This is a genomic window from Ruegeria sp. I1, from assembly GCF_056532675.1.
This window is the reverse complement of record NZ_JBQFNM010000007.1, coordinates 67,327-88,039: the sequence shown is the minus strand read 5'-3', so window position 1 is coordinate 88,039 and position 20,713 is coordinate 67,327. Positions and strand designations below refer to the sequence as shown.

The following is a 20,713-nucleotide window of genomic DNA, read 5'->3' as shown; positions in this document are numbered from 1 at the left end:
CCACATTGCTCCCCGGTTATCGGATAGGTGTCGCTGCTTCTTTCGCAAGCACCAAGCGGAATGGGACACGTCAAAACGAACAGGGCGGCAACAGTTTTTAGCATAACAGACCTCCATTATTGCTCTCTCAAGAAAACCCAGAACCGCGAAAGGTTCTATGACTTGGATCAATGGATTCGGTGATTTGCCTGTGGTTTAAAAAAACAGAAATTCAAGAACAAGTTCTCAAAATCAGAGGTTATGTCTTGATCCGAAGCCTAAGCAGTGCGCCAAACACGGCGACAGGTTCGGCCAGACCACTGATTTCAACTGAACCAAAACTTTTTAGTCGATCGATACCCGAAAGAGCGTCATTGGTCGCGGCATCCAAAAGCATCGCCGCACCGAGCGATTTGCACCTCGCCTCTAACCTTGAGGCAAGATTGACGGGATCTCCGTAAACCGTGAACGACTGGCGGGTGTCGGACCCGATCGTGCCTGTCACCAGCTCTCCGCTTGCGATGCCAATTCGGATTGAAAGCCCATGCCTGGCAGCGGTCAAGTGCAAGGCTTCCGCAGCTCTTACCGCCGCGTCCGCAGGCCTCTCGACTTTGACTGGTGCGTTGAATGTGACAAGAAACCCGTCGCCAAGATAAGAAATCACGATCCCATTTTCGGCTGAAACATCCTCGGTCGCGTCAGTGAGGAAGGCATCCAGACGTCTAATCACTTCGTCCGGGGAATGTTGCGAGGAAAATCTGGTGAACCCAGCAATATCCATCACGAGCGCCGTACCAAATGATTTCTGAGGTTTCAGCGGAGCGTTGTCGTCAATGAGCTTCTTTGCGATTTCTTCTGGCAGGTATTTGCCAAGAAGGTCCGAAACGTGTTGTCTCTTTGCGCGTTCCCGACCGCGCTCCAGATCAGCTTCAACTTGCGCAAAGAAGACCGCTCGGCTCCTGAATACAGCAATTGCTAAAATGCACGTCGCAAACAGCAGCATTCCGGTTTCTTCGATGCGATTGCCGCGACCAATAAAGTCAATGGAAAGAAATACAGCCTCATAGGTTTGGCGGGTGGCCATCGCAGACATATCTGCCCATGACAGCGTCCGCTCCATTGGTAACGTGACCCAAAAGAATGCCGCCCACCATCCAAGCACGCAAAGGCCCCCAGTCCAGAGCACGAGACGCCAGGAAAGGCTGAGGCAAGCCAATGCGACAATCGGAAAGAGGTAGTATATTCCATAAGCGCGGAACGCGATGATCTGTGGCACGTCGTCGGCCCTGCTGATGGGGACGAGCGCAAAAAGTGAACAGATCGCCAGTGAATCCAGTGCGTAAACGGCATATTTGATCCACGGCCTGTCATAGCTGGTACCAATCAACACGAGATGGGTGACACCAATTGCAGTGAACGCGAACAACGCGAAAGTCGTGACTTGGCGCGTACTGAATTCAGGAAACAACAGTGTTGAACCCAAGTACCAGAAAAATGCTGCAGCGGTGATAGAGGTGCGACAGGCAATCGCCAAGCGTAGTCCGCGCTGCTCGGCCTTTGTGAGTCTTCTTTCGGACTCCAGTGTGAATTTCTGCGCGTCGATTTCGGTCAAATCTGGCTCCGCCGAATAGGAGTTAAGTCAAATACATTCGTCGCAGGTTACAGAGGTTTCTGTTTCCAATGTGAATAATACCAAAGTGTATCGTGACTGACATTCATGCATTCCCGATCAACGCACGAGAAAACGCAGATGAAGCGCAACCATTTTGACCCAAACTCCTCTGAGGACCAAAACAACCTAGCAAAAAAGTCTGACTTGAGACCGCGTTGAGAAACAATAGCCTCTGTGCGATTGTAACCGGGCTAACCAAGGCAGGACAGCGACGTAACTTTTATGCGGAGAAAAACACTCAGTTTTGCAGGTATTCCCAAGCTTGAGATATGACAACTGACCCTTCACCCACCGCAGAGGCAACGCGCTTGACCGACCCGGCGCGTACATCGCCCACGGCAAAAATGCCGGGACAAGACGTCGCGAAAGTTGATCCGGCATTGGCCTCGTTGCCCGTGACCACAAAGCCGCGTGCGTCCAACTGGCAGCTCTGTGACAGCCATTCGGTATTGGGTGCAGCCCCAACCATCACAAATGCGGCGCTGCAATCGAGTGGCCAGTCTGATCCGTCATGCTCAATGATGACCCTGGACATGGATTTGTCCCCAAGAAGTGTCTTTAGCTGGGACTTGTAGTGGATGGTGATCGCCGGATCCGCCTCTAACCTTGACAGCAGGTAATCGGACATCGATGCAGCCAAGCTGTCTCCTCGCACCAGCACATGGACATGTTTTGCTGATCGCGACAGGTACATCGCTGCTTGCCCCGCAGAGTTTCCGCCCCCAACCACGACGACATCGGTGCCCTTGCAATAGCGCGCTTCCATCTCGGTTGCAGCATAGTAGATGCCCAAACCCTCAAAGTCCTTCAGTCTTTCCAACGGCAGACGCCGGTACTGGACCCCCGTGGCGACTACGACCGAGCGTGCCCTTAGCTTTTGCCCATCATCCAGCGTTACACAAAACACGCCATCGGATTGACGTTGCAATTGTTTAGCCCGTTTTGGGCGAACAAATCGGGTGCCAAACTTCATGGCTTGGACTTCCCCTCGCCATACAAGGTCTGCACCCGAAATGCCTGTTGGAAAGCCCATGTAGTTCTCGATCCGACTGGATGTCCCAGCCTGCCCCCCAACCGCGAGGTCCTCCACAACAATCGCAGACAGCCCTTCCGCACCAGCATAGACCGCAGCCGCGACCCCGGCCGGACCACCTCCAACAATCAAAACATCTATGACCTCTCGACAATCGTAAGACTGTTCGAGCCCGAGCAATCGGGCGACCTTGGCTGGGGTCGGGTTGTCAACCACCAGGCTGTCACCAAAGATAACCGCGGGCTGATGGCCTGTCAGGTGACAGGACTGCGCGACCTCACATGCGGTCTCAGAACCCAAATCCATCGTTTGGAATGGGATCTTATTTCGGATCGCAAACTCTTCGATTTGACGGATATTGCGATTCAGGTCAGCGCCAATCAGTTTCAGTGAACTGTCGTTGTCTTCGATTTGACGTCGGCGACGTGCGGAAAAAACAGTGATGATGATATCTGACATCTCCGGAATGCGCGACATAGCGTCCAGCATCTTCTCGCGCGGCACAGAGATAGCGTGCGTGTCCTCTCGCGCCCGCATCGGCAGCGAGTAAACCCCGCCGCTGAGAAACGCGATCTCTCCCAGAAACTGCGTCGGCCCAAGAGACGTCGGTAGATAAGCCTCTCGCGTTTGTGGATCAATTACCTCAACCCGACCGTCGACAATGTAGATAAACTGGTCCATTGGATCACCGACCTCGGCGATCATCTGGCCTGCTTCAAAACTCACTTCGGTGCCCAACGCTTTCAAGGTTTCGACATGGCTCTGGTGCAAAGGCGTTCGCGTCATTTCGCGAAGGTCGGCAGCTAGGCTTTCCATGTGCAGTTCTCCTGATGATCGGCGCTGTTACAAGACCTAGCGGCTATTTCAAGATTTTCACCCATTCATTCGACATTGACGCTTCCGCCACAGACCTGCGGACGTTTTGTATCCTGCTTCCCGCGCACTGAACGTTTCAAGTGCGTCTGTCACTGCACCATTGGCTTACGTCGTGGCTTGTCGCATCGGGAATAGCGTGCGCATGGCAACGTAGAAAACAGGTGTAAAGAACAGCCCGAGCAAAGTTACGCCGGACATGCCAAAAAACACCGCCGTTCCAAGCGCCTGTCGCATCTCAGAACCGGGGCCGACTGCGATCATCAAGGGCACAACGCCGAGAATGAACGCGAATGCAGTCATCAGTATTGGCCGCAAGCGCAATTGGCTGGCTTCGACGGCGGCATCAATGGCTGACAACCCACGTTCTTCCTGCGCTTGCTTGGCGAACTCCACGATCAGAATGGCATTCTTTGCAGCAAGCCCCACAAGAACAATCAATCCAACCTGCGTCAGGATATTGTTGTCCATACCTCTGAACATAACCCCCAGCATTGCGCCCAGCACTGCGAGAGGAACAATCAAAATAATAACCATCGGAAGCGTCCAGCTTTCGTAGAGCGCCGCGAGAAACAGAAAGGCAAACAGCACCGAAAAGGCGAAAATGTAAGCTGCCGCGTTGCCCTGATTGCGTTCCTGCAGGGCGAGTTCGGTCCACTCGTATTCCAGACCGGGTGGCATGACTGCCTCTGCAAGGGCTTCCATTTCAAGCAATGCCTGCCCCGTCGACACACCGGGCGCTGGCGACCCCTGAACCGGCACAGACACCAGTTGATTATAGCGCTGAACCAAGGCGGGCCCCGCGGTTTCGCGGACGGTAACCAAGGTGCCCAACGGAACCAAAGCTCCTGTTGCGGAACGGACTCGTAGACTTCGAATATCACTTTGGTTCAGACGGAACGGTTCGTCCGCCTGCGCACGCACCTGAAAAAGACGTCCGAAAGCATTAAAATCGTTCACATAGGCAGACCCGAGGTTGATTGAGAGGGCTTCGAATATTTCGCCAATCGGGACGTTGAGCATTTGTGCCCGAACGCGATTGATCTCAAGATACAGCTGTGGTGATCCGGACGAAAAGGTCGTGAAAACGCCCTGAACTTTATCCGACTGGCTGGCACTGCCCATCACAGCATAGGCAGATTGCAACACGCGGGACATGTCTGCGCTTTCAAGTTCCTGAAGCTGAAGCTTGAAACCGCCACCAGTGCCAACCCCACGGACCGCCGGAGGTGCAATGGCGATGATAAAGGCTTCGCGCAGGGCCTGCATCCGGCCAAAAAGCTGGCCCACAATGGCACCTGCTGTCAGCCCGTTTTCCTGTCGGCTTTCAAAGCTCTCGAAGGTGGTGAAAATCACACCTTGACTGCTTGCATTGGTAAACGTCGCCCCGGAGAAGCCCGCAAATGCCACGGCGTTTGTGACCCCGGGCGTTTCCAATGCTATCTCAGTCGCTTGCTTGATGATATCGTCGGTCCGGTCCAGTGCTGCACCATCTGGCAGTTGCACCACAACGATGGCGTACCCCTGGTCCATTTCCGGTATGAACCCGGTCGGCACTTTTGTCGTGATCCAGTATGTTCCGCCCATCAATCCGGCAAAGACCAGCAGAACAATGCTGCGGATCCCGGTTGAACCAGACAGTGCGCGCACGGTCCGACCATAAGCGGACGCCATTGCATCAAACCCTCTGTTGAACCCATTGCTGAGCGGGTCTGTGACGAAGGCCAAAGGGTTTCGTGTTGGTGCACTGGAGTTTGGCCTAAGGATCACGGCGGCCATCGCCGGCGAAAGGCTGAGTGAGTTGATAGTCGAAATAATTGTTGCGACGGAAATCGTGATAGCAAATTGCCTGTAGAACTGGCCGGTAATACCGGGCACCAGAGCGGCTGGCACAAAGACAGCAATCAGAACCAGTGTCGTTCCGATGATTGCATTTTGGACTTCATCCATGGTTCGGGCGGACGCATCTTTCGGAGACATGCCGTTTTTGATGTTTCGTTCAACGTTTTCGACCACAACGATGGCATCATCCACGACGATACCAATAGCCAGAATGAGCCCGAAAAGCGTCAGCAAATTCAAAGAGTATCCAAGCGCCAGCATCACAGCAAATGTCCCGATGAGCGATACGGGAATAGCGATCAACGGTATGATGGCCGTTCGCCAGCTCTGAAGAAAAACAACGATCACGACAACAACCAGCAATACCGCTTCGAACAAAGTTCGATAGACCGCGTTCACCGAGGCTTCGATGAATTCTGTAGGGTTGTAGACTACCTGATACTCAAGCCCGGATGGGAAATCCTGTGACAGCTCTTCGACAACGGCTAAGATCTCATCCGCCGACGCCAATGCGTTCGATCCCGGTCGCTGAAAAATACCTAGGGCCACAGCCGGTTTGTTGTTCAGGTACGAGTTGGTCACGTAGGAGCGCGCTCCGATCTCAACCCGCGCCACATCCCTAACTCGTACGACGCGCCCGTCGTCAGTCGACTTAACGATAACGCGACCGAATTGGCGTGGATCTTCCAATCGACCTTGCGTTGTGAGCGTTACCTGAAAGGCGCTGTCGGTGGCATTGGGCGGTGATCCCAAGGAGCCACCCGAAACCTGAACGTTTTGTTCGCGCAGCGCCGCAACGACATCTCCTGACGTCAGCCCAAGTGAGCCAAGCCGGTCCGGGTCCAACCACACGCGCGCGGAAAACTCCCGTTCACCGAAAATAATTAGATCGCCAACACCATCAAGACGCACAAGTCGATCTCTGACACGCGAACGGGCGTAGTTGGATACATAAAGCTGGTCAAAGGTCTCATCGGGCGAGAGCATATGAATGACCATCATGAGATCGGGTGAAGACTTGTTGGTCGTGACGCCGAGCGCCCTGACCTCCTGCGGAAGGCGCGGTTCAGCGATAGCAACGCGGTTTTGGACAAGAACCTGGGCAGCATCGAGATTGGTGCCCAGTTCAAATGTTATCGTCAGCGACATAGACCCGTCAGCCGTCGAATATGACGACATGTAGAGCATGCCCTCGACACCATTGATCTCTTGCTCCAACGGGGTCGCGACCGTGGCGGCAATTGTCTCAGCGTCTGCTCCGGGGTAACTCGCCCTGACCACAATCGACGGCGGCGCGATTTCCGGGTACTGCTCGACGGGCAGTTCGAAATACGCGAGCAACCCAACGATGGTTGTAACAACGGCGACAACGATCGCAAAGATGGGGCGAGTGACAAAGAAACGTCCCATATCAGTTTTCTGCAACCAACGGCAGTTCGACCAATTCCGCGGCAACAACGCTGCCCGGACGGGCCCGAACAAGACCTTCTATGACCAGTGTCTCTGAGCCGTCCAAACCTTCACGCACGACCCTGTAGCCGTCTATTCTGGGTCCCGGTCGGATTTCCTTTGGTATGACATTGCCTTCAGCATCCACTGTCATCACAAGTCTTCGGTTCTGATCGGAAGCAATCGCCTCATCCGGGATCAGGATGCCTTCATAGGGAAGCGACCCCGGAACGTTGACGCGTCCGAATAGACCGGGTGTCAAAAGCTCATCTGGGTTGCGCAGAACTGCGCGTACGCGCATCGTACCAGTTTCATCATCAATGCGATTTTCTGAGAAATCTAATATTCCGTTCTGAGGCGGTATGCTTCGGTCAGCGACTGTTACTTGAACTTGAAGATTGTCCGCGCCTTCTTGCAGAACAGACCCCCGGGCACGCGCGTCCCGCGCGTATGCCAGAAAATAGCGTTCATCTATGTCGAAATAGAAATAAATCGGGTCGGTCGAGACGATCGATGTCAACAGGGTGTCTTGGGCTATGATCAGGTTTCCTGGATCAATCCGGGCCTGGTCGATACGTCCTGACATTGGCGCTCGGATTTCCGAGTACTCCAGATCAAGCTCGGCCAATTCCAGTGCAGCGCGCGCTTGTTCCAACGCACCCTGCGCCGCAAGAAAAGCTTCGCGACGTTGGTCCACCACGCTCTCCGCGATATTGCCATTTCTGATCAAAGCCTCGGCGCGTTCCAACTGATCAGTCGTGAAGGCACTTGTTGCCTCGGCGATGCTGATCTGTGCCCGAGCTTGTCTCAATGCAGTGCGAAACTGACGCTGGTCAATCGTAAAGAGCAAATCACCCTCTTCGACGAGACTTCCGTCCTTGAAATGCACCTGATCCAGAAAACCTGAAACCCGCGCTCGGACGTCAACGTCAGCCGCGGCGCCAAAGCGACCGACAAATTCATCATCTTCAACTATGGACTTCACAATCGGTTTTGCCACCGTCACGGGTGGAGGACTCTGCTGAGCCACAAGAGCGCTGGAGAGGGCGATCAACAGAATATTGGCGATGTGGAAAACCCTGATGCTCATTTTCATGCCCCCGCGATTGAAGATGCCCTAAGGTCAAATTTGCCACCAAACACTTTAGAGCGTTCTAGCACAAAGGGTCTAGTTCATTTGATGTCAGTGATCATTCTGCTCGATTTCTGGATCACATGCAGCGAAATGCGACTAACTTGTTAGCAATAAGTGTAGTTTAGGTTCGGCCCAGAGGAGACATCCAGAGCACCACTCGGATGCCCCATCGTCAGCTCGTATAGCGGACATTTGCCGCGTGCCTGCGGGATTTCGAGTTCGTCTTTGGCTTAAGTATTCGAACTGCGATTGGGAGACCTGAAGCGAGTTCGCCTGAACCATCACAGCAACCGGGTAAGTTTTGCGAGCGGGTCACATTTGGGCCTCGGTGCCGCGAATACTCCGTGCCAACAGCAGTCTCTTCGCCCATCTCTTCTCCATGAAGGTTCGCGAGTACAGCCAAAAAATATTACGACCACCCGTTTGCGGAATAAACTCGCGGGAATCAAGACAATCAACATGATCCGCTAGGGGCAGATTGGACCTTCGACAAGAAGATTCCGTCAATTTTCAGATGTCGATTGTTAAATCCACCCGCTCATAGCGATAGCTTGGAAACGTACCAAAGTTTGCGATACCGCCCATCTTCCGTTTACATGGTCGACGAAAAGGCCGTGCAGGTCATTCTGGAGGACGCCCAACAAAACACTTTCATGGAAGGAGGCCATCATGGCACACAGCGTCGAATCCCTCATGGACTTGAGTCAGGAGGAACTGGACGAATTATTCTCCAGCGTTGCGGCCGGGGATATCCCCGACGGCGAGGCTGAAGGGACTGCCATCGTGGCTCCGGGCACCAGGTTCACACCACTGATCTCGCGCTTCATCAACAGCTTTGCCTGGCAGGGCAAAGTTTTTGATCAGCAGAAGGGCGTATTACGCAACCGCATCCTACCGTTCGGGCTCAATGCGATTTTGGCCAAAGTCTACAAGGACACAAGCTGGCTTGATGGAAAGGAGTGCATCGTACTGGACTACTCCAATACGTCGCTGCTCGCGCAATGGATTCGCGACGAAATACGTGCCATTGGTCCCGGTCTTTATCTGGGTAAAGTCTATTGGGACGACAATCGTCTGATCGATTTTGCGCTGGATTTCAATGTCGATACGTCATCGCCCTGAATGTGGTAGACTCGTCCCGCCATGACGCAGCAAAGCACATTTCTGATTTTGGCCCCTGTCGATGAAGGGCGGATTGATGATTTGCGCGCGCTGCTGTCCGAAATGGTCGTCAAACCCGGGCTTGCGGACCCGAAGAACCCGATTGTGCCCTTTGCAGAGTTTGACCGTCTGCATGTCGCACGGTTCTTTCTTACTCAGGTCGACACATGGCGCGACATCGAAGCCTACAATGTGGAACCGCGCCCATTTCCACCGCATCTGGCCTTTTTGGGTGATGTGGACGGAGATCGGGACAGCTTTCTGGACGAGTTGGCAGATCAGGCGGGTGAAGGATTGCGGCGGATCTTTTCACATTGCGAGGGTTTCCACGGAGACACGGACCTGTGCGATTGGATGGTCCAACACAACGTGGTTGAGGCCGCTAACTACGTGAACATGCGTGGCCGCACCGTTCAGCAGGTTAACGAAGAAGCGGCACTTGCCCGAGCACTGAATACGGAATTGCGCGCGCTGGTAGACGCGCATGGTATGGATGATGCCATTCTGCTGCACGAGCGTTTGCAGGAATTCGTCTCGACCGAACAGCGGGCAGGGCGTCTCCGCCTGACGCCTCCGCAGCCAGCGCCATTGTTACAGGTTGCCGCCGATTGGATCGAAAAGATCTCGGTGCCCATGGTGCTGCTGGTTATTTCGCCCGTTGTTTTGCTGGCGTCGCCGTTGTTGCTGTGGTGGTTGCGTCGGCTTGAACGGTCGGACCCCGAAATCCTGCCACGCCCGGATGACGCACATATTTCTGAAATGGGCACCTATGAAGATCACGATGTGACCAACCCTTTTTCGGCGGTTGGCGATCTAAAGCCCGGTGGTTTTCGGCGCGCGATCACGACGATCGCGCTGTATCTGCTGAATTACGCTGCCAAGCACATCTTTTCGCGCGGTTATCTGACCCGCGTGCAGACAATCCATTTCGCGAGGTGGGTCTATTTCGACAACAAGCGCCGCGTGATGTTCTGCAGTAACTACGATGGGGCGTTGGAAAGCTACATGGACGATTTCGTCAACAAGGTGGCCTGGGGGCTCAACCTCGTGTTTTCGAATGGTGTCGGGTATCCAAGTACACGGTTTCTGATCAAGGACGGGGCTGAACAAGAGAGCAAGTTCAAGCGGTTCCTGCGAAACCGTCAGCAAGCCACCTTAGTATGGTACAAGGCCTATCCCGGTCTGACGGCTATCGACCTCGACAGGCATTCTCAGATACGCGCCGGGCTTGAGCGGCGGCCGCTCGGGCTGCGGGCATTGCGAAAATGGCTGACGAAAATATGAATGAAAACAGAGATATCCCGGTCACGAAGCCCGACTTTTCCGACATGCAGGGCTTGGTCCGGTTTGGTCATGGCAAGCTGACCGAAGCCGAGTTCCTGCTGCTGACCATCTCGGACGTGCAAGCCGCGCGGGATTGGTTGGCGGCTGCCCCGATAACATCAGCCGAGTGGATGGACACCCCCCCGCAGACTGCACTGCACGTCGCGTTCACAGCCAGCGGATTGCAGGCGCTTGGGTTACCGGGTGAGGTTCTTTCAGAATTTTCACAACCGTTTCTGGCGGGGATGGCAGGCGAGGCAAGCCGCACCAGGCGGCTTGGCGACACCGGCGGGAACGCACCGGAAAACTGGGTCTGGGATGGTGGCGAGCTCCACGTTCTGTTGATGCTCTATGCGGGCGAGGGCGGGCTCGAGCCCCTGAAATCGACCGCGCTGGAAGGCGTTTTCAAAGATGCGTTCGACATCACCCATGCCCTTCCAACGCGCGCAAATGATGGTATTGAACCTTTCGGTTTTGCTGACGGGATCAGCGAACCAAAAGTGGATTGGGATCAGCAAAGCCCGCCGCCAAAGCACGGGCGCGAGAAATACGCCAACCTGATCGCACCGGGCGAGATCGTTCTGGGCCATGTCAATGAATACAAGGAAGTCTCACCTGCGCCGCAGATCAATGCTGACGACGGGGATCGCGACTTCGGGCGCAACGGTAGCTATCTGATCCTGCGCCAACTGGAGCAGGACGTGGCGGGGTTCTGGCAGTATCTGGATATGGCGGCAAACGGGGACGCAGCGCGGCGCGAGGCCTTGGCGACCGCCCTGGTGGGCCGCGCGCGGGACGGCACGCCTTTGATCCGGGGCCGGCGCGAGATCGAGGGTGGGCGAAAGGGAAACGATTTCACATACGAAGATGACGTCGATGGCGTGGTCTGCCCTGTGGGCGCCCATATCCGGCGGGCCAACCCACGAACCGGCGACCAGCCACCCGGCGTTGATAGCCGATGGGCCTGGCTTACCAGCACCCTCGGGTTCCGGCGTAGGCGTGATGGTCTGCCGGGTCGGCACGATCTTGTCGCCTCGACACGGTTTCACCGTCTTGCCCGTCGTGGACGTGCCTATGGCTTGCCGCTGTCGCCCGAACAGGCGCTCTCGGGCAAAGCTGATAGAAAAGGGACGAGGGGGCTGCATTTCATCTGCCTTTGCGCCGACATCACGCGTCAGTTCGAATTCGTCCAGAACGCATGGATGTCCTCCCCTACGTTCGATGGTCTGCATGGCGAGGCCGATCCGATTGTTGGCAGCCGCGAACCCGTCGGTGGTGTACCATCAGACAGTTTCAGTATCCAGAGCGCGACCGGCATTGCAGAGCGACTTGAAGGCCTGCCCCAATTCGTAACCGTCAAGGGCGGCGGTTATTTCTTCCTGCCCAGCATGCGCGCGTTACGCTTTCTCGCAGGCCGGAAGGACTAGGAGATACTCATGCGCACCATCCTTCTTGTCATTCGCCGTTTCTTGCATTCCCTGCTTCAGATCGGGTTGCACTTCGAACGCAGGCTCGAGCCGTTTTTCCGCCCGCAGTTAAACCGCCTCATACGCGACCCCGCGGCGCGGCTTCTTCAGCGCGTCAAGAACCGCAAGCGTCCCAACCACGGGCTTGGCCTGGCCGAGGAGAAGATATTCGACTGGGAAGAAGAGGCGCTGCAGACAATCATCGATGAGATGCGCGAGCAGATGAACCTGCATTTTCAGCCCGGCGCCTATGAGCGCGGCGGCAATACAAAAACCCATGGGTTGGTGCGCGCGACCTTTACTGTGAATGCCGACTTGCCCGAGCACCTGCGCAAAGGCGTATTCGCAACTGAACGAAGCTATCCGGCCTATATCCGCTTTGCCGGGCCCGGCCCCGATGTGCCCGAAGATATCCGGGATGTCGGTTTCGGGTCGATGTCAGTCAAGCTGATGGACGTGCCTGGCCCGAAGCTTATGGAAGAAGAGAAATTCACCCAGGACTGGCCCGCTGTCGTCACGCCGACATTTGTCACGCCAGACGTGCGCGAGAATGCCAAGCTGCAGTATTGGAGCACTATTGACGAGCCGATCTGGTATTTTCTGAACCCCAAGGACACGCACCTGATCGACTTTCTCATGCAAGGTCTGTGGAACGAAACACAATATAATCCGCTGGGCCAACGCTATTTTAGCTGCGTGCCGTATCTGCTGGGCGACGGGCAGGCCATGCTCTACTCCTACAGGCCTTTAACGGATGTGCCGATGGATATTCCCGGTGTCCCCTTCGGACGCGTGCCCCCGAACTATCTACGAGACAACATGGCACGCGCGCTACGCGCGGGTCCTGCCGAGTTCGAGATGCTGGTTCAGATTCAGACCGACCCGCATCTGATGCCCGTGGAGGATGCCTCGGTGCTGTGGCCCGAAGACAAATCGCCTTGGATACCGGTCGCGCGCATCCATATCCCTCAGCAGGATTTCGACACGCCTGCCCAGATGTCTTTTGCCCGAAACCTGCGAATCAACCCCTGGCATTCCTTGCCCGAACACCGCCCACTGGGCAACCAAAGCCGTGCGCGGCGGCGAATGTACCAAGAACTAGCGGCGTTTCGCCAGAAAATGAATAAAGCTGACCACGTCGAACCCGATGGGACAGAGACGTTCGAATGACAATACCACCGATCTGTTGCGAGTTTTGGGAACGGCAAGATGCAGCGTTTCCCCTCAGGATCAAACACCTAAGGTGATGCGAACCGCTCAAACATTTCCGGCAACAGCGTATTGCGGTAAAGGCCTTTAAAGTCTGACGGACGGATGGCAGCTGGCTGGCCCGCACGGGCGAGCATGCGGAAAAATGACTCCCATTGCTTGGTGGTGAGATCATCCAAAGCGTTCTTTTCCTCCAACAGCGCCATGAACTCTTCCTCGGGGATCAGACCGTCGTCATGCTTGGCAGCCATGTCAGTCAGTGCCCCCATATAGTCCGTCAACAGGTCTTCATCGATCATGCCGTTTTTGTCGTAGACCATAGTGCGTTTGCCCGGTCGGCGTTTCGCCATCTCTTTCAGCGGAATGCCGCGACCAAGTAGGAGGTTTTTTAATCCACCAAATTTGAAGGTCGACCCAAGGGTCAGAAAAATCGCCCGAGATCCGCTTGTTTCAAACGTTTGCCAGCCTTTCAGATTTTCCGGCAACCCGGCACGCGAAATGTCATTACCCAGATTGAAGGGAAGAATATGCTTTTCCATATCCGTCAACTTGAGCTGTACGCCTTCGCGTTTCTCGTCCTTGCGATAACCTCTGAGCTGGTTCACTTCTTTCTGCGTTAGAACCCACTCGCTCGCAAAGCCGGGATGATCAGGCGATTGGTAGCCGGGCCAAGGGTATTTTTTCTCGTCCAGAATGGCGTTGGCCGCGGCAATCAAATCGGCGCGAGTGACGTCATCGGGATCTTTGGTCAGCATATCGCGGGCAAAGACACGGCCCTTACCTTCCAAGTCGGCAAACACGACACCATCCGTTATGTCGACGATATAAACCGTGTCCCCATGTGCCACGCGGATCAGTTGGTTGGGCACATTGTTTTTGAAATGTGAGTACTTCCACGGATCACCAAGACCCATGTCGCGAATATGCTGATCGCCCCAGGTGATGATACCATTGGATTCCAGTGGATGTTCGTCCGGCGCCTCAGTTGCCGAGGTGCCGACATATTCGTAGGTGTTGACCGTCTTTCGTGTCTCCAGCCAATTGCGCAGTTCTGGACAGTGCAGGTAAAGCATCTTCTCCTTATCAACCGCTTCCACCAGATTTATGGCTGTCCAACCGACTTCGTCTGGGCGCCATTTCTCAGTGAGGTAGGGGTTTTTGCGAATGCGACTGGTAGCCTCCTGCACAAAGGTCTGAAAGCCTTCATTGGTAATGGCCAGACCCTCAGGCCTATGCTCATTCAATGTCAGCCCGATGATCGCATCCAGTGTTTCAATGCCTTCGGGGTAGAGTTCTTGGAGCTTCGCAATCGTCGCTTTGGATGCCTCGCTTGATGGATCAAGGAACAGGTGCTCCCACTTCTCGCTTGGCGGGATGTTGTGGGCCCGCTGATAATCTGTCCAGAAGGGCGTGCCACGTTCGCGGTCTTTGCGGATTTCCTGCTCCAGCATGTTCATGACACCTTCTTCGGTCGCCATGTTCCGGAAGAAATCGGCCGTGTTGCCAGCAACGGGTGCGCCAAGACGGGTATTCATCATGTAATAGTAGACCGCACCCAGACCCTCATCCTTGAGGAACTGGTGGCCATCAAGCTCGCGCAAGCTCATCATGTTCACTTCGCGCGTACCGTCTTTGGCGGTCTCTCCGATAGGCGGGCATTTCAGTTGATCGACCCAGATTTGGTGGCCAAAACGGTAGGCCTTGCTGAAGAAGTTTCCTTTGATCTCGGGCTTGCTCTTCTCAACCTTCCCGGCGGCAATGCCGTGGGCCACAGGATCCGTGCCTTGCTCAGGCCGGTAGATCTTTTTGTCGAAATGCGGCAGCTTGCGTTCCGCGCGCCCGAACAGATTGGCGTTCAGCCCGTTGACCACGGCTTCATTGGCAAACAGAGTGTGCGTCCAGGTACCAGTGTGGATTTTCACATAAGTCATGGTGACCACGCGCCGCGCGATCTGGAAAATCTGATTGTCTGACCAGTCCGGATAACGCTCTTTCAGGACCTCCGCGACCCAATTGTGATGGCGCGCATAGAGCGTATGTTCGGCCTCCAACGGGGCCGTCATATTGCGCCCAAAGCCGGTAACAATCTGTTTTTGCAGCGGGCCATCTTCGCTGACAGGCACGTCTTTCAGCGGGAGAAATCCGCCGGTGCCATCTTCTTCGGTGTCTTCCAGATAAAGCTTACCGCCGGGCACTGGCGTGCCGTCTGGGTATGAGCGCACTTCTGCCAGCGTTTCGATATCGCTGCCGTAAATGTGGCTCATGTCCCACCAGACCGTGGTGCCATGCATGCCTTCGCCATCTTCGCGCAATGCATGCGGGGCATCTGACCGGCTCCAATCATACTTCACACCAAGCGCGGCCCATTCACTGTCCGGGTCGATGGGAATCGCGTGTTTCAACGCATTGTCGGGCGCGGTTTGTGCCACGTCATGGACTAGCTGCTGCAGGTGAGCGGCGGCATGAAAGCTGGCTGTCATGGCTTCGATGGTATGGCCATTGCGATAGCCAAAAACCTTCGCAACATCCGCTTCGCTTGGCAGTTTTGGATTTTGGGACTGGTCTTGCGGGCGATAGCCTTTTTGAAGACCGTGATCGACAAATTCTTGGCCCACACGGCCTTCGCCTGGCCCAAATTGTGTATCAAGATACGCGCCATCGGGGGAAAAGCCAGAATCCGCCCATTTTGGTATGTCGCCCTTGGGCAGCTGACCGACGATGTCACCGCGCTCTCCGTCAGGGTCGCGTTCGCCCTTTTCCATCTGCGTACGCGCATCGCCCAAAGCCGCGAGCCGCAGAATGCCAAGCTTGCGCTGCGTCCAACGGCCCGCATTGCCAGGCGTCGCGCCGGAATTCGCCCAGGCACCAACCGGCCCCAGCGCCAGAGAAACCAGAGAATCCTTGAAGTTTCGTGCCCTGTCCAGCAGCGATTTTTCGGGGATATGATCTCCTGGACGTTTGAAATCTGTACACAACACCCACGCATCTTTGTGGCCCTCATACGCCTTGGCGGGGTCGGCCTTTAGATATTCTTCCGTCAGTTCGTTAGGTCGAAGGATACCCGCACCGTTTTGTCCATCCACCCGGTTCTTATCGATCTGTTGGGTCCAGAATGCCGCAAGCTTGTGGTTTGGGTCTTTCTTGGCGGCCTTCTCGAACCAATCCGCTGCCGAGAGAAAGTCTCCCACGTTGCGGAAGGCGTGCGCGCCGAGGGCATAGTCCTCCGCAGTCGCAAGGCCCTCTTCGTGGCGTTCGACGTATAGCTTTATTGCCGTCGAAAAATTACCTGCGTTTATGTTTTCCAGCGGATCATCAGAGAGAAGATCAACCCGCTGGTTGTGCTTTGCAGAGACAGGACACCCGGAAACGACATTCATTTCAACCTCCAACAATAATTTGGGTTGAGGTGCTAAAAGATACCAAAAACCCTGAATGAGATGTAGAAACGTGACACCTGCCAGCCAAAATTTGCCGGCTGGATAGGGCTTATTCTAATTTACAAGGCTTCTCAGGGCGACTGTTTTTTCTGGCATAACCGTGGAGCCTTAAACCTCGACTCCCAAAGGCTTGGTTATAGATGCCCTTGTGTGACCATTGATTCAACCCTTGTGCGACCTCACGCTTTGCAGCAGCACGACACTAGCGCTGTTTGTCTGCGATGATCCGCTTGGGAATGAAACCAATGCGCTTTATCCGATTAAGCTACGCCCCGGATAATCTTGCGGCTGGCTGCGGGTCTGTCAAATAGACAATCGCCCAATATATTATTGAACTAAATGAAATATATAGCAACTACACGATACTCAGTGAAACCGATCATCATTGCTTGGAAGGCTAAGGTCTTACCACTACACAATGCCCTCTCACGGTTTTCGCGGGTTAGGACATGCGTCTGGGCGCGCCAAATGCGAAGTGGACATTTGAGGGCCAGATTTCTGCGTCGCGCATACCAACCATAGAATCGCCTCCTCCTAAGGGTCAGATACGGGTCTGCCCCGGAGAACGACCGGGGCCGGTTCAGGCCTAGTGGCCAGTTAGAACCAGGGTGTTGACCGGCATTAGGATCAATCGCAGGCGCAGCCCCGCCGCGTGTACCACACCTATGGTGTCAACAACATGAAGAAAAGCGCCTTCCCAGAACCCGAGGTCTTCGTGTTCAAGCCTTTCATGATTGTCAGTATAGACATTCGCCAGACAGTTGCTGCCCGGCGGAATGTCGTCGGCCATGCCTTTGTAAAGCGGCTCCATATAAACCAGAATGGACCCCGGAACCTTGTTGTTCTGCACATCGCGCAGCTCGTCCGACGGTCTGATCTGACCCGAGGGGATGACGTCCTGAACCTCAACCACAACCATTGGGATCACGGTGAAGGGCTTGGTCATGCATCCCAGCTCTCCGATCATGCCGGGTTTGATGACCTGTGCAGATAGCTGATTGAACGCCGCCTGAAACCGATCATGCCCGGAATGGGACGGCACGAGAATACCTGCGGGTCGCAACAGTGGACTGACATAATCCCCCACCTGCAACCCAAACTGTTCTACACGTCCGGTCACACCGGCATTGATCACAGTCTTGTCCAGTTCCGTCATCGCGGCATCGAGTTGCGCATTTGCGCTGGCAAGTTGGGCCGGGATCAATTCTTCGATTTGTTGAACAACCGCTGCCCGCTTGGACTGGGCTGCCGTTACCTGCGCTTCGCGCTCGGCCACGAGATTTTCTAACCGCTCAATCTCGGCCAATCGAACCGCGCTAGAGCCCTCGTCACGCAGCGTGGTGTTGCGCTCAAGGTCTTCCAGCGATTGCGCCAGCGCCGCGCGGGCCCCGGCAATACCTGCATCGGCTTCTGCCAGATCAGTTTCTGCCACTTTCAGTGAGGCCTGGACCTGAGCCACTTGCGCGTGCGCCGACTGAACCTGCGCTTGCTGAGTGAAATCCTCGATCCGGAAAATCGGTTGACCAGCGATCACCTGTTCGTTGTTGCGCACGTAAACTTCTGCCACACGACCGCCCAGTTGCGGCAGGATGGTAACCGTCCGGAAGTAGGATGCGGCACTGGAACTGGCCGGATGAAAGTAGAACAGCGTGGTAATCACCGTCAGGGCCAGGATGGCGCAGGTGGTCAAGCCCCAGCGCAATTCGTACCACATTGTGAACAGGGTGATTTCATGCCCGATGCGTTTGCCTTGCACAAAGCGGCGGAACAGATAATCGGGCAGCACCGTGATCAGGGCGCAGAGCATTGTTTCGATCATTGCCTACTGCTCCCGCGTTTCGCTAGTTTCTGCAACGGGTGCTTCGGCTTGCACAGCTTCGGGCACAGCGTCCGGCACTTGTGACCGCCCCAAAGATCGGATGGCATCTGCGATATTCTTCATCGGCGTTGCAAAATCCGGGAACTGGAACCCTGCAACCAAAATGGCCGCAATCCAGAACAATCCATTATGTGTGAACAAGGCAAGCAGCGCCAGAATACCAACCAACTGGAACTGAGGGTGGTTGTTTTCATGCGCCATTTTTTCCGGAACCGAATGCAGAGTCAGATACCCCACGCCAATCAGCACCACGATGATCACAAAGAACACGACCATAGCAGAGAACAGATAGTCGCTCCCGTCAGCTGCGACGACATATCGGGGGATATGTCCTGTGGCCATTGGATGAAGATCCGTTGCAGTCACTGTACCCTCCTTTTCATTTTGATACTTCTTTGACCGGGTTGAAGCACAAATTCAAGGCTGCTTATAGTCCATGGAACTGACAACAAGACGCGTTGGAACTTAAGGAGCGCCCATGAATTCCCCCAAGCCCGCAATGATCCCGCTTTTGTTAGAAAACAGAGCATGATTGATTTCCTCGTCATCGGCGGCGGGATCGCCGGGCTGAGCGCTGGTGCAAGACTGTCCGCGCATGGATCGGTTACCGTGCTCGAAGCCGAAGATGGGCTGGGCTATCACGCCTCAGGTCGATCTGCAGCTTTGTTCGAGGAAAATTACGGCCCCCGATCAGTGGTCGCGTTAAATCAGGCAGGCAGTCAGTTTCTTCAGGATGGCGGCTATCTGCAAAAACGCGGTTTGATGCTGGTTGCGCGCACAGATCAAGAAGATTTGTTTAAGGCAGACCTCAACAGTCTGGATATGCAAGCGATATCGGTTGACCATGCGCGCAGCCTGATCCAGATCCTGCATCCCAAGAGGCTGGGCTACGCCGGGATCAGCCACGACGCCTTTGACATCGACACCGACCGCCTCCTGCAGGATTTTGCGCGGGTCATTCGCAAGAATGGCGGGGTTGTTCACACTAAATCCTCGGTGACTGCGATCACCAAAGCCAACAACTGGCAGGTCGAAGCGCGGGATGTTTTTGAAGCACGACACGTGATCAACGCGGCCGGTGCCTGGGCGGACGAGGTCGCACAACTGGCCGGGATAGCGCCAATCGGCCTGCAACCCCGCCGCCGGTCAATGGCGCGCATACCGGCGCCGGGCGGGCATGATGTTTCAGATTGGCCAATGATGATTGGTGCTGGTGAGACTTGGTATGCCAAACCGGATGCGGGTAAGTTGCTTGTATCTCCGGCTGATGCCGACCTGGTTGCCCCGCATGATGCCTATGCCGACGATATGGTGCTGGCCGAGGGGTTGGCACGCTATGAAGAGATGGTCAGCGAACCCGTGACGCGGGTTGAAACAAACTGGGCAGGGCTGCGTAGTTTTTCACCAGATGGAACATTGGTGCTGGGTCCTGATCCGCAGGACAGGTCTTTTATCTGGTGCGCCGGGCAAGGCGGATATGGGTTCCAAAGCGCGCCGGGCGCGTCTGAGTTTGTGGCCGACCTTATTGTCGGAAACAGACCCGCGTTTGAGCAGGCGATAATCGATATGCTAACACCGGATCGGCTGCGAAAATGAGCAAACGTACACCACCCCCAAATGCCAGCGTCGCCGCGCCATCAACCGATGGCAAGCTGGTTGCCCCCGCTGCCAGCCGCAACGCTGCCGTCCTATGTGAGCTGGTTTCGCGTTGGGCACCGCCACAAGGCCGGGCCATGGAGATCGCCAGCGGCACGGGTCAGCATGTCTGCGCGTTTGCGCAGAAGCTACCTCAGCTGTCCTGGCACCCGACAGAGATCGACGCGGATCGGCGGCAGAGCATAGATGCCTATGCCAGTGATCAACCGAACATTCAGCCCGCCCAACATTTGGACGCGACCACCTCCGGATGGCATCGGCAATTTAGGCCAAAAGACCTGATCGTTTTGATCAACCTGCTGCATCTGATCAGTTGGGAAGAAACCGTGACGCTTGTCTCTGAGACAGCCAAGACGCTCTCATCAAACGGCAGGTTTATTCTCTACGGCCCCTTTATGCGGGATGGCATGCTGACAAGCGATGGAGACAAGCGGTTTCATGAAGCGCTTGTTCAGCAGGACCCCGAGGTTGGGTATAAAAGCGACGCAGATATAAAACGCTTGCTCGCAGCTAATGATCTGAACCTGATCGAAGTAACAGAAATGCCCGCCAATAACCTGGCCTTTGTCGCTCAAAAGCAGGCTGAATGATCTAGTAGA

At 55.2% G+C, this 20,713-nt stretch carries 13 protein-coding genes; 6 read left to right on the top strand and 7 right to left on the bottom strand.

The window, feature by feature from the left end; genetic code table 11:
• Positions 1–238: 238 nt before the first annotated feature.
• From ACR0DH_RS14120 to ACR0DH_RS14105, 4 genes are all read right to left on the bottom strand, one after another.
• Positions 239–1,591 carry an adenylate/guanylate cyclase domain-containing protein gene (locus ACR0DH_RS14120; protein WP_480550128.1) on the bottom strand — a complete coding sequence of 451 codons (1,353 nt, stop codon included), beginning with the start codon at positions 1,589–1,591 and terminating at the stop codon, positions 239–241.
• 298 nt (positions 1,592–1,889) lie between these two features.
• Positions 1,890–3,500 carry an FAD-dependent oxidoreductase gene (locus ACR0DH_RS14115; RefSeq protein ID WP_480544885.1) on the bottom strand — a complete coding sequence of 537 codons (1,611 nt, stop codon included), beginning with the start codon at positions 3,498–3,500 and terminating at the stop codon, positions 1,890–1,892.
• A gap of 165 nt (positions 3,501–3,665) precedes the next feature.
• Complete coding sequence (locus ACR0DH_RS14110) at positions 3,666–6,809, bottom strand: efflux RND transporter permease subunit (RefSeq protein WP_480550130.1); 3,144 nt, start codon at positions 6,807–6,809, stop codon at positions 3,666–3,668.
• Between the two features lies 1 nt (position 6,810).
• The gene (locus ACR0DH_RS14105; protein WP_480550131.1) at positions 6,811–7,938 is read right to left on the bottom strand and encodes an efflux RND transporter periplasmic adaptor subunit; all 1,128 of its coding nucleotides are present in this window, start codon (positions 7,936–7,938) and stop codon (positions 6,811–6,813) included.
• 714 nt (positions 7,939–8,652) lie between these two features.
• On the opposite strand from ACR0DH_RS14105, the gene ACR0DH_RS14100 reads away from it, so the two are divergent.
• From ACR0DH_RS14100 to ACR0DH_RS14085, 4 genes are read left to right on the top strand one after another with little or no spacing between them, the layout of a single operon-like run.
• Complete coding sequence (locus ACR0DH_RS14100; protein ID WP_480550132.1) at positions 8,653–9,105, top strand: hypothetical protein; 453 nt, start codon at positions 8,653–8,655, stop codon at positions 9,103–9,105.
• Positions 9,106–9,126: 21 nt separating this feature from the next.
• The gene (locus tag ACR0DH_RS14095) at positions 9,127–10,428 is read left to right on the top strand and encodes a hypothetical protein (RefSeq protein WP_480550134.1); all 1,302 of its coding nucleotides are present in this window, start codon (positions 9,127–9,129) and stop codon (positions 10,426–10,428) included.
• Positions 10,425–11,894 carry a Dyp-type peroxidase gene (locus ACR0DH_RS14090; protein WP_480550136.1) on the top strand — a complete coding sequence of 490 codons (1,470 nt, stop codon included), beginning with the start codon at positions 10,425–10,427 and terminating at the stop codon, positions 11,892–11,894. Before ACR0DH_RS14095 ends, ACR0DH_RS14090 begins: the two co-directional genes overlap by 4 nt.
• A 9-nt stretch (positions 11,895–11,903) precedes the next feature.
• Positions 11,904–13,103: a catalase family protein gene (locus tag ACR0DH_RS14085; protein WP_480550138.1), complete on the top strand. Its 1,200-nt coding sequence runs from the start codon at positions 11,904–11,906 to the stop codon at positions 13,101–13,103.
• Between the two features lie 68 nt (positions 13,104–13,171).
• Here ACR0DH_RS14085 and ACR0DH_RS14080 read toward each other — a convergent pair whose 3' ends face one another.
• From ACR0DH_RS14080 to ACR0DH_RS14070, 3 genes are all read right to left on the bottom strand, one after another.
• On the bottom strand, positions 13,172–16,519 hold the full coding sequence (locus ACR0DH_RS14080) for a peroxidase family protein (protein WP_480550140.1): 3,348 nt from the start codon (positions 16,517–16,519) through the stop codon (positions 13,172–13,174).
• Positions 16,520–17,165: 646 nt separating this feature from the next.
• Positions 17,166–18,398: an HlyD family secretion protein gene (locus ACR0DH_RS14075; protein ID WP_480544793.1), complete on the bottom strand. Its 1,233-nt coding sequence runs from the start codon at positions 18,396–18,398 to the stop codon at positions 17,166–17,168.
• A 3-nt stretch (positions 18,399–18,401) separates the two neighbouring features.
• A complete protein-coding gene (locus ACR0DH_RS14070; protein WP_480550257.1) occupies positions 18,402–18,800 on the bottom strand; it encodes a hypothetical protein in 399 nt (132 codons plus the stop codon).
• Between the two features lie 186 nt (positions 18,801–18,986).
• Between ACR0DH_RS14070 and ACR0DH_RS14065 the strand changes: the two genes are divergently transcribed.
• A complete protein-coding gene (locus ACR0DH_RS14065; protein WP_480550142.1) occupies positions 18,987–20,054 on the top strand; it encodes an NAD(P)/FAD-dependent oxidoreductase in 1,068 nt (355 codons plus the stop codon).
• Positions 20,051–20,704, top strand: coding sequence for a DUF938 domain-containing protein (locus tag ACR0DH_RS14060; RefSeq protein WP_480544790.1), 654 nt, complete (start codon positions 20,051–20,053; stop codon positions 20,702–20,704). The genes ACR0DH_RS14065 and ACR0DH_RS14060 overlap by 4 nt, the downstream gene beginning before the upstream one ends.
• Positions 20,705–20,713: the final 9 nt, after the last annotated feature.

Bases quoted from the DNA above. Each gene is read 5' to 3' on its own strand.
- ACR0DH_RS14085 (WP_480550138.1), top strand. From the start codon at position 11,904: ATGCGCACCATCCTTCTTGTCATTCGCCGTTTCTTGCATTCCCTGCTT.
- ACR0DH_RS14095 (WP_480550134.1), top strand. From the start codon at position 9,127: ATGACGCAGCAAAGCACATTTCTGATTTTGGCCCCTGTCGATGAAGGG.
- ACR0DH_RS14110 (WP_480550130.1), bottom strand. From the start codon at position 6,809: ATGGGACGTTTCTTTGTCACTCGCCCCATCTTTGCGATCGTTGTCGCC.
- ACR0DH_RS14080 (WP_480550140.1), bottom strand. From the start codon at position 16,519: ATGAATGTCGTTTCCGGGTGTCCTGTCTCTGCAAAGCACAACCAGCGG.
- ACR0DH_RS14100 (WP_480550132.1), top strand. From the start codon at position 8,653: ATGGCACACAGCGTCGAATCCCTCATGGACTTGAGTCAGGAGGAACTG.
- ACR0DH_RS14075 (WP_480544793.1), bottom strand. From the start codon at position 18,398: ATGATCGAAACAATGCTCTGCGCCCTGATCACGGTGCTGCCCGATTAT.
- ACR0DH_RS14070 (WP_480550257.1), bottom strand. From the start codon at position 18,800: ATGGCCACAGGACATATCCCCCGATATGTCGTCGCAGCTGACGGGAGC.
- ACR0DH_RS14105 (WP_480550131.1), bottom strand. From the start codon at position 7,938: ATGAGCATCAGGGTTTTCCACATCGCCAATATTCTGTTGATCGCCCTC.
- ACR0DH_RS14065 (WP_480550142.1), top strand. From the start codon at position 18,987: ATGATTGATTTCCTCGTCATCGGCGGCGGGATCGCCGGGCTGAGCGCT.
- ACR0DH_RS14115 (WP_480544885.1), bottom strand. From the start codon at position 3,500: ATGGAAAGCCTAGCTGCCGACCTTCGCGAAATGACGCGAACGCCTTTG.
- ACR0DH_RS14060 (WP_480544790.1), top strand. From the start codon at position 20,051: ATGAGCAAACGTACACCACCCCCAAATGCCAGCGTCGCCGCGCCATCA.
- ACR0DH_RS14090 (WP_480550136.1), top strand. From the start codon at position 10,425: ATGAATGAAAACAGAGATATCCCGGTCACGAAGCCCGACTTTTCCGAC.